The organism is Streptomyces sp. NPDC048211, assembly GCF_043202315.1.
Classification (GTDB): domain Bacteria; phylum Actinomycetota; class Actinomycetes; order Streptomycetales; family Streptomycetaceae; genus Streptomyces.
Genome location: NZ_JBIDAD010000003.1, coordinates 406,089 through 420,762 on the forward strand (window position 1 = coordinate 406,089; position 14,674 = coordinate 420,762).

The following is a 14,674-nucleotide window of genomic DNA, read 5'->3' on the forward strand; positions in this document are numbered from 1 at the left end:
AACGGCCGGTTATCGAAAGGGTTACCCCCCATGTCTGCTGATCTCCAAGGTTCCCGCGCGCTGGTGACCGGAGCGGGCCACGGCATCGGCCGCGCCATCGCCGTCGCCCTGGCCGAGGCCGGCGCCGACGTCGCCGTCCACTACCACTCCTCCGCCGACGAGGCCGCGAAGACGGTCTCCGCGATCGAGGCGCTCGGCCGCAAGGCCAAGGCGTTCCAGGCCGACGCGACGGTGACGGCAGAGGTCGACCGCCTGGTCGAGGAGGCCACCGGATTCCTCGGCGGACTGGACGTCCTGGTCTGCAACGCCGGTCATCTGATCGGGCGGGCGACCATCGCCGACATGTCCGACGACCACTTCGACCGGGTCATCGACACCAATCTGACCTCGACGTTCCGGACGGTGCGGGCGGCGCTGCCGCATCTGAAGGAATCGTCCGCCGGGCGCGTCATCACGATGTCGTCGCTCGCCGCGCACAACGGCGGCGGCCCCGGCTCGGTCGCCTACGCGGCCGCCAAGGCCGGCATCCGGGGCTTCACCAAGGGCCTGGCCAAGGAACTCGGCGGCAGCGGGATCACGGTGAACACCGTCGCGCCGGGCTTCATCAAGGGCACCGCCTTCCATGACACGTTCACCGCGCCGGCGGCGCAGGAGGCGATGGAGGCAGGCATCCCGGTGGGCCGGGCCGGCACGCCTGAGGACGTGGCTTCGGCCGTCGTCCACCTGGCGTCGCCCGCGTCGGGCTTCCTCACCGCGACCACGGTGGACATCGACGGTGGCGTATGGCCGCGTTGAGGCGGATCGCGCGGGAGCGCGGCGGCTGGTGGCACGCGTACGTCTGCCCCGCGCACGGGGTGGAGCTGGACCACGGTGATGTGCTCGCCGGGGTGTTCCCGGAGGGCGGTGCGCGCTGTGCGTACGGCTGCCGGGTGGACAACGAGGCGGTGCGCGGCGCCTGGCTGGTGCTGTCGCACCAGGCCTGGGCGCGCCACCTGCGGGTGCTCGCCCACGGCGGAGAGCGTGATGAGGCGGTGGCCCGACTCGTCGAGTACACCGCTCTGTACGAGGAGCTGGCCACCGCGCAGCACGGTGAGGCGCAGGGCTGGATGCTGCGCGGCCGGCTCTTCCACCAGGCGCTGACGGACGCGATCTGGGCGGTGAACATCGGCCACACCGTCGTGACGCTCGCCGAGCACGGCACGGATGACCTGTCGGGGGTGCTGCCGCTGCTGGACTCGTTGGAGCGTGCGGCCCTCGATGCCCGAGCGGTGCTGGTCGGGAAGGGCCAGCTCGCCTCCAACTACACCGCGTGGCTCAACGCCGCGGGCGCCGCCACCGGGCGCGCCGCCGCGGCGGTGCGGGGGCAGGAGTGGGACGGGCGCAAGGAGTGGCTGGAGGGCGACAGCGGGCTGTACGCGCATCTGCGGGTCGCGGTCGCCGAGGACGGCTGGGAGTGGGAGGGCAGTACCTACTACCACGGGTTCGTACTGCGGGCGGCGCTGCTGGCGCTGCGGGGCACCGATCCGGCGTCCCTCCCCTCGGATGTGGTCGGAGTACTGGCCGGGATGACGGACGTGCTGGCGGCGATCGCCACACCGGGCGGCATTCTGCCCGCGCTGCACGACGGCCCTTATCTGCGTGCCCCGCTGGCTCTGGAGTGGCTCGAACTGGTGGCTCTTGCGCAGCAGTTGGTCCCCTCTGCCGCTCTGGGAGCGGTGGCCGGCCGGGCCCGTGCCGAGCTGGGCACCGCCGACGACGGACTGGACCGGGCGCTGGGCGGCTGGTTCACCGGCCCGCCGCTCCCGGAGCGCCCGGCGCCCGGAGCGCTCGCCCTGTTCGGTACGGCCGGCTACGCGGTGCTGCGGGTCGCGGGCATCCACGCACTGCTGGACTTCGGTCCGCACGGCGGTTCGCACGGCCACCGGGACAAGTTGTCCCTCTATCTCTATGGCGACACGACGCCCTGGCAGCCCGATCCGGGGCAGGTCCCCTACGCCCACGCCGAGTTCCGCGATCTGTACGCCTCGACCGAGGCCCATCCGGCGTTCCGGGTGGACGGCCTCGAACAGGCGGAGTGCATGGGAGCCCTGCTCGGTTCGGACGACCGGTCGGTCACCGCCGAGGTGACGACGGCGTACGAAGGCGTGCGCGGGGTCCGCCGAATCGTGGCGGGTGACGGCTATCTGGTGGACCTGCTGACCGTGACCGCCACGGAGTCCCGGCACATCGTCGCCCAGTTGCGCCCCGGCACCGCGCTGGACGTGCAGATTCAGGCGGCCGGCGCGGTGCGCACCACCTGGTACGGCGACGAGACCCTGCACGGCTGGCACACGCACCGGGCCGACGTGCCCGTGCGCCCGGTGAGCCGGCCGGGCCCGGGGCCGGCCGACGACCCGCAACGCGTACGGACCCGGGTGGACTTCGCCGCCGACACCGACCGGGTCACGTTCGCCTCGGTCTACCAGGCCGCCTCGGCCGGTCCCGCGGTGACCGACGTACAGCTCGACGGCGAGGGACTGACGGTCTGCCAGGCAGACGGCAGCACCGCGCTGTTCCGGACGGAGGACTGACCCTTGTTGCTCTCGGCGACCCCGCCGCCCGGGCCGCGTCCCGCTCAGGAGAAGCGGCTGTACGAGGAGGCCGCCCGCCACCGCGGGCTGACCCCGCCGGTCACGCACCCCCTGGCCAGCATCACCTGGCTCGGTCCCGCGGCCTCCAACCCGGCGCTCGCCTACCGGGTCGGCGGCGACCCCGCGCACCTGGCGGAGAGCCTGCGCTGGATCGAGGCCGCGGTGCGGCTGCCGCACTGGGGCCGGGCCCATATGCCGGACCACGACCTGGATGCCGGCTGGCTGCTGCACCATCTCTCCCTGGCCTACCGGTGGCTCGGCGACGACCTGCCGGACGGGGTACAGGCACTCCTGCGGTACAAACTGCTGCTCCAGGGGCGGCGGATGTACGAGTTCGCGGTCACGAGCGAGGGCAGCTGGTGGTCGTCGTCGTACTGGCAGAACCACAACTGGATCTGTTACGCGGGTCTGGCGACGGCCGGATACGTGCTCGGCAAGGAGGAGTGGACCGAGCGCGCCAGGGACAACCTCGGGACCGTCCTGGACCTGATGCCCGAGGACGGATCCCATGCCGAGGGCGTCGTCTACTGGCGTTACGGCGTCCCGTTCCTCGCGATCCACCTGGACCTCCTCAAGGAGGCGGAGGGCGTCGACTGGTGGGACCGGGGCGGCTTCATGTCCCGGACGTTCCGCTACCGGCTGCACCAGACGGCTCCCGGCTTCGCGTTCAACGTCGATCACGGTGACTGCCACGACCGGCGCAGCGGCCACAGCGCCGGGCTCTACTACCGGCTCGCCGCCCAGTACGCGATCCCGGAGGCCCAGTGGATGGGCGATCTGGCGTCGGGCGAGCTGCTGTGGGCGGAGGCGGCGGAGAGCGGCGTGCGGCCGGGCATCCTGCCTGAGGCCTACCTCGAATACCTCTGGTACGACCCGTCGATGCCGGCCGTCCGGCCCACCGAGACACGGGCGTTCTTCCCGGACCTCGGGCTGCTGGCCGCGCGCACGGGATGGGACGACGACGCCACGCTGGTGTCGTTCAAGGCCAGCCCCGGGGGCGGCCACCGGGCGTGGGAGACCGCGGAGAAGCACCGGGTGGAGCGGGGGTGGGACACCCTCAACCAGGGGCACCACCACCCCGACTCGGGTTCGTTCGTGTTGGTCTCGCAGGGCGCGTTCCTCGCCGTGGACGAGGGCTACAGCAACCGCAAGAAGGCCGCGCACCACAATCTGCTGCTGGTGGACGGGCAGGGGTTCGCGGACGAGGACCGGTACCACGTCTACCGCGACATCCCCTTCGAGCGGCAGGCCCGCCAGCGCGATGTGCTGGTCGCCGCCGACTGCGGATGGGCGCACTCCACGGCCGAGATCGCGGCGATGTACGACCCCGCGCTGGGGGTGCGGCGGCTCGACCGGACGCTGGTGTTCACCCCGTCGGGGCGCCTGGTGCTGCTGGACATCGCCGAGGCGGATTCGGCACGGGAGTGGACGTTCCTGCTCCAGACCGACCGGCCGACCGAGCCGCAGCGGGACGGCAGCCGGCTGATCCGCTCCGGGGCGGCCACTGCCCGGTTGCGGCAGTTCGCGCCGGACGGCGCCCGCGTCACCGCGGAGGTCACCGAGGTGGAGGCCAATCCGACGTCGAGCACGCCGGAACTGCGCCTCACCCGCACACTGCACACCCTGCGCTCGACCACGGCACGGTCGGCCGAGGGGCTGTTCCTCACCGCCATCGCCCCGGGCACGGAGACGGACGCGGCCCGGGTCCCGTGCACGGAGGGCCAGGGCGTGGCCTTCGGGCCCGAGACCGTGCTGCTCTCCCCCGTCACCCGGCGGATCCGCGCCGCCGGGGTCCACGCCGATGCCGCGGCCGTGCTGCTGACCGAGGGCGACGCGCCCTGGGTCGTGGCAGCGACCCGGCTGGAGCTGGACGGCCGCGTGCTCCTCGACGTGGCCGAACCGTACACAGGAAAGGTCGGCTGATCATGCAGGCATCCCTCTCGTCCGGCTGGCCGACGCTGCTGCGGCGGCTGGAGTTCGTGGCCTACCCGGCCGCCGCCGGGGCCGCGTGCGCCGTGCTGTCGCTGGGAGTGGTGACCTGGCTGCCCGCGCTCGCCGCGATGGCGCACGGGCTCCAGCGGTGGCGGGCCGAGGGGGACAGCCGTTGCGTCGTCCACACCTTCAGGGCGTTCCCGCGCTACTGGCGCGCCCTGTGGCGGCACTCGCTCGTCTCGACGGCGGCCGGGGGCGTACTGGCCGCCAACATCGTCCATCTGCTGGGCCGTTCGGAGCCGTGGACCTTCGTGCTGCTGGCTGCCCAGGCGGGCATCGCGGCCGCCCTGGTCATCCACCACGTGGCGTTCGCGGCCGAGGCCGGCCGGGCGCCGGAAGGCACCGTCCGCGGCTGGACCCGGGGCGCGCTGGCGCTCGGCTTCGGTTCGGCCGCCCGGGGCACCGCCCTGCTCGGCGCGGTGGTCTCCGCCGTGCTCCTCTCCCTCGTCGTACCGCTCGGGCCACTGCTGCTCGGTCCGAGCATTCCCGTACTGCTCGCTCTGTCCTTCGCTGATCCCAGGAGGCACACCCCATGAGCCACGCACTGCGTACCACCCTCGTCGCCGCGCTCGCCGTCGGCGCCCCGCTCGCCCTCCCCCCGTCGTCGGTGGCCGCCACGGTGGCCACCTCCTACTACGTGTCGCCGAGCGGCAGCGACACCAACTCCGGTACGTCGGCGGGCTCCCCGCTCGCCACGATCCAGAAGGCGGTCGATCTGGCACCGGCGGGCGCGGTGGTGAACCTCGCCGCCGGTACGTACAAGCAGGATGTGGTGACGAAGCGCGCCGGGGTCACCCTCACCGGCCCGGCGAACGCCGTGGTGAAGGGGGCCGGTGACGCGCGGATCATTCAGGTGCAACACGACTCGACGACGCTGAGCGGCTTCACCGTGGACGGGCTGTACGGGTCGTCCACCGATGTGGCGGGGTACCGCCTCAAGCTCATATATGTCATGAGCACGACCCCCGGCAACGGTGTGGGCGGTCTGCGCATCACCGGGATGACGCTGAAGAACGCCGCCGACGAATGTCTGCGGGTGCGCTATCTGGTGACCGGCGCCGACATCTCGGAGAACACCATCACCGACTGCGGTGTCGCCGACTTCAGGTTCGGCGGCGGCGGCAAGAACGGCGAGGGCATCTACCTCGGCACGGCTCCGGAGCAGCAGGGCGCTAACGGGGCCCCGGACGCCGCCCCCGACATCAGCAGGAACAACCGCATCCACCACAACACGATCGCCACGCGCGGCAACGAGTGCGTCGACGTGAAGGAGAACTCGACCAACAACTACGTCGAGTACAACGACTGCAGCCAGCAGAAGGACTCCAGCTCCGGCGGACTCGACGCGCGCGGAAGCGGCAACATCTTCCGCTACAACACCATCCACGACAACACCGGCGCGGGCATCCGGCTCGGCGGCGACACCGCGACCGACGGCATCGACACCAGCGTCTACGGCAACACGATCACCGGAAACGCCGGCGGCGGGATCAAGTTCATGCGCACACCGCAGGGCCCCGTCTGCACCAACACGATGAGCGGGAACACCGGCGGCGACGCCGTGGGTACCTACGGCAGCGAGTACGCCCCGACCGGTGCGTGCCCGCAGTGAGCGGGCAGGGACCCGCGAGACGCGGGGTGCTGACGGCGGCGGCCGGACTGGCCGCGGTCATGGCGACGGCGCCGGGCGCGCAGGCCGCCGAAGGACCGGGCGCCGGTGCGCGCCGCACGCGCTGGACGACCTCGTGGGCGACCGCGCAGACCGCGCCGACACCCACCGACGCCGTGGCGAGCGCAGGGCTGACGCAGGGCACGTTCACCGCGCACGTACGCCTGTCGGCCGGCGGGCAGGTCCGGCTGCGCTACGGGCACGCCTTCGGCACGGTGCCGGTCCTGATCGGCCCGGTGACCGCGGGCGGCAGGCCCGTGACGTTCGGCGGGAAGCGGCAGGCCTGGATCGCCGCGGGCGCCTCGCTGACCAGTGACGCGGTCGCGGATCTGCGGGCCGCCGAAGCCTCCCTGCTGACGGTGCGCACCGAGCTGCCGGGCCCCACCGGGCCGTTGTCGTTCCACCGCAACACCCATGCCTCGCACGACGTCGACGGGGTCCGCACCACTTCGGTGTACCTGCTGACGGGTGTCGAGGTGACGGGCGCGCACGGGCCGGTGATCGCGGTGCTGGGCGACTCCATCGCGGAGGGCGTCGGCACACCCGACGACTCCGATCTGCGCTGGCCCGACCAGCTCGCCAGGCGGCTGCCGGGCGCCGCGGTCGCCGATCTCGGGATCAGCGGCAACCGGGTGCTGCTGGACGACGCCCGGTTCGGGCCGGGCGGACAGGCCCGCTTCGACCGCGATGTGCTGTCCCTTCCGGGGCTGCGGACCGTCCTGATCCACCTCGGGGTCAACGACCTCCAGCAGCCGCCCAGCCAGACCGACCCGGCGCTCGTCCTGGCCGGCTACCGGCAGCTGGTGCTGCGCGCCCGCGACGCCGGGCTGCGGGCGGTCGGCGCGACCATCGCCCCCTTCGGCGGCTGGACCCGCTGGACGCCCGAGCTGGAGACCGTACGGCAGCGGGTCAACGCGGCCGTGCGGACCGGCCGGGTCTTCGACGCCGTCGCCGACTTCGACGCCGCGCTCCGCGATCCGGACCACCCGGAGCGGCTGCTGCCCGCCTACGACAGCGGCGACGGCCTCCACCCCACCCCTTCCGGCCATGCGGCGCTCGCCGCGGCCGTCGACCGCCGACACCTTCTGTGAGGGCCGCACCATGAAGCCAGGCACCAACCGAGGCACCACCGGCACCACCACCCGCCGCACCGTGCTCGCCGGTGCGGCCGCACTCGGCGCGGCCGCCGCACTGCCGTTCACCCTCGCGACGGGCTCCGCGCACGCCGCGGACCCGGTCGACGACGCCGCCTCGCTGCGCACCCGGTGGCACACCCTGCTCACCGGCGGCCCCGGACTCGACCTCGCCGACCCGCAGATCGCCGCCGCCGTGGCCAGGATCGGCAAGGCCGCGACCACGTCCGCGAAGGGCCTGGACCCGTCCCGTACCGACGGGCTCTTCCCCGACCTGACCAGCACCACGCTCTCCAACCACGTCACGACGTCGTTCAAGCGGCTCGCCACGGTCGCGACCGCGTGGGCCGTCCCCGGCACCGCCCAGTACGGCGACACCGCGCTGCGGGACCTGCTCCTGGCAGGCATCGACTGGATGCTGACGAACCGCTACGGACCGGAGCACACCCGGTTCGACAACGACTGGGACTGGGAGATCGGCTCCGCGCTCGCGCTCAACGACGCGACGGTCCTGCTGTACGACGCGCTCGGCTCCGAGCGGCTCGGCCGGATCAACGAGGCCGTCCGCGGCTACACCCCCGACCCGAACCTGTGGCGGGCCGACCGGCAGATCGCGACCGGCGCCAACCGGGTGTGGATCTCCACCGTCGTCGCCGTGAACGCGGTGCTCCGCGACAGCGGCGACGACCTCGTCCGGGTCCGTGACGCTCTTTCGGACGTCGAGGGTTCGGGCGCCAACAGCGTCCTGGCCTTCAACGACGCGAGTGCGGCGGCCGAGGGCACGGGCGAGGGCTTCTACTCGGACGGCTCGTTCCTCCAGCACTACAAGCACCCGTACAACGGCGGCTACGGCAAGGAGCTGCTGAACAACCTCTCCCGGCTCCTGAACCTCCTCGCGGGTACCGCGTGGACGGTGACCGACCCCGACCTCGACCACGTACGGCTCTGGGTCGACGAGGGTTTCGACCCGCTCCTGGCGCGCGGCGACGTGATGGCGTCGGTCTGCGGCCGCGAGATCGCCCGCCCGAGCAAGCAGGGCCACGTCTCGGCGCAGACCGTCATCGAAGCGGTGGTACGGCTGATCCCGAGCTTCCCCGGGGAGACCGCCGACCGGTTCACCGCCCTGGTCAAGCAGTGGATCGCCGAGGACACGTACCGCGACTTCCTCGCCGTCACCGACCTCGCCTCCCTCGTCGCGGCCCGCGACGTCATCGCGTCATCGGTGCCTGCCCGCGGACCGCTGGTCGCCCACAAGCAGCACCCGCGGATGGACAAGGCGGCCCACCACCGGCCCTCGTTCGCCCTGGGCATCTCCGCGTACTCCTCCAGGATCTACAACTACGAGTCGATCCAGAACGAGAACCTGCACGCCTGGCACCTCTCCGACGGCATGGTCCTCCTCTACACGAACGACCTCGGCCACTACAGCGAGGACTACTGGCCCACGGTCGACCCCACCCGGCTGCCCGGCACCACCGTCCTCGCGGGCCGGCCCGCCGACGCGGCGGGGCAGCGCACGACCAGCACCGCCGACTGGGCGGGCGGCACCGCGCTGCCGGGGACGACGCTCGGCGCGTACGGCATGGAACTGCGGGCGTTCGGCAGTTCGCTCCAGGGCCTCAAGAGCTGGTTCTGCCTGGACGACGTCATCGCCTGCGTCGGCTCCGGCATCACGTCCGACGCGGGCACGGCCGAGACCGTGGTGGAGAACCGGAAGCTGCACGACCCCGCGGCGGCCCTGCTCGTCGACGGCCGGGCGACGCCGGCGGACACCGGCTGGTCGGCGCAGCTCGAGGAGGTGCGCTGGCTGCATGTCGCCGGAACCGGCGGCTACGTCTTCCCGGAGCCCGTCACCCTGAACGGCCTGCGCGAGAACCGGACCGCGACCTGGCGCGAGATCAACCTGAAGTACGGCACGGACACCTCCGTCACCCGCCCGTACCTGACGCTGTGGCAGGACCACGGCACCGCCCCGCAGGGAGCGGGCTACTTCTGGCTGCAGGCGCCGATGGCCTCCGCCGAGCGTACGAAGCAGTGGTCGTCCGCGCCCCCGGTGAAGGCGGTCGCCCGCACCACGGCCGTGCACGCTGTACGCCGCTGCGCGGACGGGCTGCTCGCCGCGAACTTCTGGGCCGCGGGCACCGCGCAGGAGCTCACCTCGGACGGGCCGGCCTCGGTCCTGGTCCGGCCGGAGGGCAAGACGGTCACCGTCTCCCTGTCCGACCCGACGCAGCTGCGGTCCTCCGTCGTGCTGGACCTCGCGCAGCGCAATCTGAGCGTCGTCGCGGCCGACCCGGGCATCACGGTGGCCCCCACCGGCACCGGCATCCGCATCACCGCCGCCACGTCTGCACTCCACGGCGCAACCCTCAACCTCACCCTGAAGAGGAGCTAGACCCTTGCTGTTCGACATGCCCCTGGACCGGCTGCGCGACTACCGGCCGGAGCCGGAGGAGCCGGCCGACTTCGACGCGTTCTGGGAGAAGACGCTCACCGAGACGGCCCGCCACGCGCTGGACGCCCGGTTCGTCCCGTACGACGCCGGGTTCGCCACCGTCGACGTCGTCGATGTGACGTTCCGCGGCTGGGGCGGACAGCCGGTGAAGGCGTGGCTGATGCTCCCCCGGGCCCGCTCGGGCCCGCTGCCCGTCGTCGTCCAGTACATCGGGTACAACGGCGGCCGCGGTATCCCGTACTCCTGGCTCACCTGGAGCGCCCTGGGCTACGCCCATCTCGTGATGGACAACCGCGGGCAGGGCGGTGGCGGCAAGAACACCGCCGACACCGTGGACATCGGCCCCGAGGGGAACGGCTCCTCGTCCCCCGGCTTCCTGACCCGGGGCATCGAGGACCCGTACCGGCACTACTACCGCCGGCTGATCACGGACGCCGTCCGGGCCGTCGACGCGGCGAAGGCCCATGACGCGGTGGACGCCTCGCGGGTCGCGGTGCTCGGCGGCAGTCAGGGCGGCGGCCTCGCGCTCGCCGTGGCGGGGCTGCGGGACGACGTCGTGGCGGCCGTCGCCGATGTGCCGTTCCTCTGCCACTACCGCCGCGCCTCGCAGATCACGGACGCCGGGCCGTACGCGGAGATCGCCCGCTGGCTGTCCGGGCACCGCTTCCGGACGGACGAGGCGATGGAGACGCTGTCGTACTTCGACGGGGTCAACTTCGCGGCGCGGGCGACCGCTCCGGCGTGGTTCTCGGTGGGGCTGATGGACAAGATCTGCCCGTCGTCCACCGTGTTCGCCGCCTACCACCGCTACGCGGGCCCGGCGCAGATCGAGGTGTTCACGTACAACGGGCACGAGGGCGGGGCGGAGTACGACCTGCCGCGCAAGATCGCCGCGCTGCGCGGGGCGTTCGGTCAGTAGCGGACGGACGGGGGTCAGCGGGTGGGGTTCACCGGCCCAGCGCCGCCATCGCGGCGTTGTGGCCGGGCACCCCGCTGACCCCGCCGCCGCGCACCGCACCGGCGCCGCAGAGCAGGACGTTGGCGTGCGCGGTCTCCACGCCCCACCGGCCGGTGGCCGGCGTGGCGTACGGAAAGGCGAGGTCCCGGTGGAAGATGTGTCCGCCGGGCAGCCGCAGGTCCCGTTCGAGGTCGAGCGGTGTCTTCGCCTCGATGCACGGCGCGCCGTCCGCGTCGCGCGCCAGGCAGTCGGCGAGCGGCTCCTCCAGGTGGGCGTCGAGCTCGGCGAGCGTGGCCTTGAGCAGTGTGGCGCGGGTAGCGTCGTTGTCCGCGGCGAACAGGCGGGCCGGGGTGTGCAGGCCGAACAGGGTCAGGGTCTGGTAGCCGCGGGCCGCGAGATCCGCGCCGAGGATCGAGGGGTCCGTGAGCGAGTGGCAGTAGATCTCCGAGGGCGGGGCGGCCGGGAGCCGGCCCGCTGCCGCATCCCGGTAGGCGTCGGCCAGTTGCCCGTACCCCTCGGCGATGTGGAAGGTCCCGCCGAACGCCTCGCGCGGGTCCACGGAGCGGTCCTTGAGCCGGGGCAGCCGGGTGAGCAGCATGTTCACCTTGAGCTGGGCGCCCTCGGCGGGTGGGGGCGGCGCGTCACCGAGAAGGGCGGCGAGGGCCTCGGGTGAGGCGTTGACCAGAACGCGGCCCGCCCCGACGGTCGACTCACCGCTTCCCGTGCGCACCGTCACCTCGGCGTGCGTCCCGTCGGTGTCGATGCGGACGGCCTCGTGCCCGGTACGGATCTGCGCACCGGCGGCCAGGGCGGCTCCGGCGAGCGCGTCCGTGAGCGCGCCCATGCCGCCGACCGGGACGTCCCAGTCGCCGGTGCCGCCGCCGATCACGTGGTAGAGGAAGCAGCGGTTCTGGAGCAGTGAGGGATCGTGCGCGTCGGCGAAGGTGCCGATGAGCGCGTCGGTGAGCACGACGCCGCGGACGAGGTCGTCGGCGAAGTTGTCCTCGACGGCGACCCCGATCGGCTCCTCGAACAGCATCCGCCAGGCGTCCGCGTCGCCGATCCGCTCCCGCAGCGCGTCGCGGGTGGGCAGCGGCTCGGTGAGCGTGGGGAAGACCCGCTCGGCGACCCGCCCGGTGAGTCCGTAGAACCGCTGCCACGCCTCGTACTCCCGGTCGGAGCCGGTGAGCGCGGCGAAGGAGTCGCGGGTGCGGTCGCCGCCGACGAGCAGCCCGGTGGCGCGCCCGTCGCGGACGGCCGGGGTGTATGACGAAACCGTCCGTTTGCGTACGGCGAAGTCCAGCCCGAGATCGCGGACGATCTTCGGCGGCAGCAGCGACACGAGGTAGGAGTAGCGCGACAGCCGGGCGTCGACCCCGGCGAAGGGGCGGGTGGAGACGGCCGCTCCGCCGGTGTTGGCGAGCCTTTCCAGGACCAGGACGGACTGTCCGGCGCGGGCGAGGTAGGCGGCGGCGACCAGGCCATTGTGGCCGCCGCCCACGATCACGGCGTCATAGCTGTCTCGTACGGGCATGCCCCTTGGTAACACGGACACGCGGTGCGGACCAGGGCCCCGCCGGACGCCGCCGTCAGGGCGACGGGATGCCCCGCTGCTGACGCAGCGCCGCCACCTGCCGGTAGAGCTCGACGGCCTCGGAGCCGCGGCCGAGTTGTTCGAGGCAGTGCGCCTCGTCGTTGCGGCCCGCGAGCGTGTCGGGGTGGTCGGCCCCCAGGATCCGGGTACGGGCCTCGGCGACCTGCCGGTACACCTTGAGGGCGTCGGCCCAGCGCCCGAGCCAGCCGAGACCCACGGCGACCTCGCGGCGGCTGACCAGGGTGTCGGGGTGGTCGGCTCCCAGGACGCGCTCGCGGTGTGCGCACACCTCGCGGGATTCGGCCAGCGCCTCCTCCCAGCGGGCCAGCCGGCCCAGGTTGACGCCCAGGCCGTGGCGGGCGCGGAGGGTCTCGGGGTCGGCGGGACCGCTGACCCGGGTCCGGTCCTCGACGAGGCCGCGGTAGAGCTCCAGGGCCTCGGCGCTGCGGCCCAGCCGGCCGAGACTGATGCCGACCTCGTAGCGGGCCGCGAGGGTGTCGGCATGGTCCGCGCCCAACGCCTGCGACCGGGCCCCGACGACTTCCCGGTAGGTCTGCAGAGCCTCCTCCCAGCGGCCGAGCCGGCCCAGGGTGTACCCGACCTCGTAGCGGGTGACGAGGGTGTCGGGGTGGGTGGCGCCGAGCAGCCGGCCGCGCGCCGCCGCCACGTCGCGGGCCATGGCGTACGACTCCTCCAGCCGGCCGAGCCTGCTGAGGTTGAACGCCAGGTTGTGGCGGCAGCGCAGGGTGTCGGGGTGGTCGGTCCCCATCGAGCGTTCCCGGGAGGCGAGGACGGCGGCGTACAGCTGGTGGGCCTCGAAGTAGCGGCCGAGCCGGCCCAGTACGTACGCCATCTCCTGGCGCGCCGCGAGGGTCTCCGGGTGGTCGGGTCCGAGCGTGCGTTCGCGGCCCCGGGCGACGCGGTCGAACTCCCGCAGCGCTTCCGCCGGACGTCCGGTCCGGCTGAGGGTGAACCCGACCTCGTACCGGCTGGAGAGGGTCTCGGGGTGGTCGGGGCCCAGCACGTTCTCGCGTTCGGCGGCGACCGCGCGGTGGACCTCCCCCGCCTCCTCCCAGTGGCCGAGCCTGCCCAGGTTGAGGCCGGCACTGTGGCGGTTGGCGAGTGTCGAGAGGAGTTCCGGGGCCGGGGTGGGCCGCGCGGCACCGGCCGGCCGGCCGGTGCCGGTGGTCCATGCGCCGGTCAGACCCGCCGCGTGGTCGAACGGACCGGGCCCGCCGGTCGCGCGGCCGGCCGCCTTGTGACCGGTGGTCATCCCGCGGGTCCAGTCCGGCAGGCGCGGTGGGAGGCCGGCCGGCCCGCCGGGCCGCGTCACCGGGGCCGGCGGGGCGAGGAGCACCTGACCGGTCGGTTCCGGGTGCGGCTGTTCGCCGGTGCGACCGCGGGCGATGCGGCGGCGCAGGTCGCCCGCGTCGGCGGGCCGCTGGTCCGGCGTCTTGGCCAGCAGTTCCAGGACGACGCGGTCGAAGAATCCCGGCAGTTCCGCGCGGTGGGTGCGCAGCGGTTCGGGCGCGGTGTCACGGTGCCCGACGAGCACGCCCCAGGCGTCGTCGAGGTCGAACGGCGGGGCGCCCGTGGCGATCTCGTACAGCACGCAGCCCAGCGAGTAGAGGTCGCTGCGGTGGTCGATCTGGCCGCCGCTGATCTGCTCGGGCGACATGTAGTGCGGGGTGCCCATGGCGATGCCGACACCGGTGAGCCGGGAGGTGACCGAGATGTCGTGGCCGAGCCTGGCGATGCCGAAGTCGCAGATCTTCACCGTCCCGTCGGCCAGCCGCATGATGTTGGCGGGTTTGAGGTCGCGGTGGACGATGCCCTGCTGGTGGGTGTAGCCGAGGGCGTCGGCGACCTGTTCGGCGATGTCCACGATGTCGTCCACGGGCAGCGGGTGCTGCTCGTTGTCCTCCAGGAGCTGGCTCAGGTTGCGGCCGTCCAGGAGTTCCATCACCAGATAGAGCACGCCCTCGTGCTCGCCGAAGTCGTGGACGACGGTGACGCCCCGGTGCTGGAGGGCGGCGGCGACCCGGGCCTCCCGGCGGAATCGCTCGCGCAGGATGCGGGTGAAGTCCCGGTCGTGCTGCGGGCCCATCGGCTTGAGGCATTTGACGGCGACCTGCCGCCCCAGCGATTCGTCGCGGGCACGCCACACCTCGCCCATGCCGCCACGCCCGATCAGATCGAGCAGTCGGTACCGGCTCTGGATCAGCCTGGTTTCCGCCATCCCC

At 73.0% G+C, this 14,674-nt stretch carries 10 protein-coding genes; 8 read left to right on the top strand and 2 right to left on the bottom strand.

What is annotated here, in order from left to right; genetic code table 11:
- Positions 1 to 30: 30 nt before the first annotated feature.
- From ACGFZA_RS14600 to ACGFZA_RS14635, 8 genes are read left to right on the top strand one after another with little or no spacing between them, the layout of a single operon-like run.
- Positions 31 to 795, top strand: a complete 765-nt coding sequence (locus ACGFZA_RS14600; RefSeq protein WP_385284998.1) for an SDR family NAD(P)-dependent oxidoreductase — start codon at positions 31 to 33, stop codon at positions 793 to 795.
- On the top strand, positions 783 to 2,570 hold the full coding sequence (locus ACGFZA_RS14605; protein WP_393679180.1) for a heparinase II/III family protein: 1,788 nt from the start codon (positions 783 to 785) through the stop codon (positions 2,568 to 2,570). Before ACGFZA_RS14600 ends, ACGFZA_RS14605 begins: the two co-directional genes overlap by 13 nt.
- A gap of 3 nt (positions 2,571 to 2,573) precedes the next feature.
- Positions 2,574 to 4,553, top strand: coding sequence for a hypothetical protein (locus tag ACGFZA_RS14610; RefSeq protein ID WP_385284995.1), 1,980 nt, complete (start codon positions 2,574 to 2,576; stop codon positions 4,551 to 4,553).
- Positions 4,554 to 4,555: 2 nt separating this feature from the next.
- Positions 4,556 to 5,158, top strand: coding sequence for a hypothetical protein (locus ACGFZA_RS14615; protein WP_393679182.1), 603 nt, complete (start codon positions 4,556 to 4,558; stop codon positions 5,156 to 5,158).
- Positions 5,155 to 6,234: a DUF1565 domain-containing protein gene (locus ACGFZA_RS14620; protein WP_393679184.1), complete on the top strand. Its 1,080-nt coding sequence runs from the start codon at positions 5,155 to 5,157 to the stop codon at positions 6,232 to 6,234. The genes ACGFZA_RS14615 and ACGFZA_RS14620 overlap by 4 nt, the downstream gene beginning before the upstream one ends.
- Positions 6,231 to 7,382, top strand: coding sequence for an SGNH/GDSL hydrolase family protein (locus tag ACGFZA_RS14625; RefSeq protein WP_393679186.1), 1,152 nt, complete (start codon positions 6,231 to 6,233; stop codon positions 7,380 to 7,382). Before ACGFZA_RS14620 ends, ACGFZA_RS14625 begins: the two co-directional genes overlap by 4 nt.
- Before the next feature lie 10 nt (positions 7,383 to 7,392).
- Positions 7,393 to 9,819 carry a polysaccharide lyase 8 family protein gene (locus ACGFZA_RS14630; protein WP_393679188.1) on the top strand — a complete coding sequence of 809 codons (2,427 nt, stop codon included), beginning with the start codon at positions 7,393 to 7,395 and terminating at the stop codon, positions 9,817 to 9,819.
- A 4-nt stretch (positions 9,820 to 9,823) separates the two neighbouring features.
- The gene (locus ACGFZA_RS14635; RefSeq protein ID WP_385282678.1) at positions 9,824 to 10,798 is read left to right on the top strand and encodes an acetylxylan esterase; all 975 of its coding nucleotides are present in this window, start codon (positions 9,824 to 9,826) and stop codon (positions 10,796 to 10,798) included.
- Positions 10,799 to 10,826: 28 nt separating this feature from the next.
- Here ACGFZA_RS14635 and ACGFZA_RS14640 read toward each other — a convergent pair whose 3' ends face one another.
- Together ACGFZA_RS14640 and ACGFZA_RS14645 are read right to left on the bottom strand one after the other, a co-directional pair.
- Positions 10,827 to 12,371 (bottom strand): phytoene desaturase family protein, encoded by a 1,545-nt coding sequence (locus ACGFZA_RS14640; RefSeq protein WP_385282680.1) that lies wholly within the window; start codon positions 12,369 to 12,371, stop codon positions 10,827 to 10,829.
- 55 nt (positions 12,372 to 12,426) lie between these two features.
- On the bottom strand, positions 12,427 to 14,670 hold the full coding sequence (locus ACGFZA_RS14645) for a tetratricopeptide repeat protein (RefSeq protein WP_393679191.1): 2,244 nt from the start codon (positions 14,668 to 14,670) through the stop codon (positions 12,427 to 12,429).
- Positions 14,671 to 14,674 lie beyond the last annotated feature (4 nt).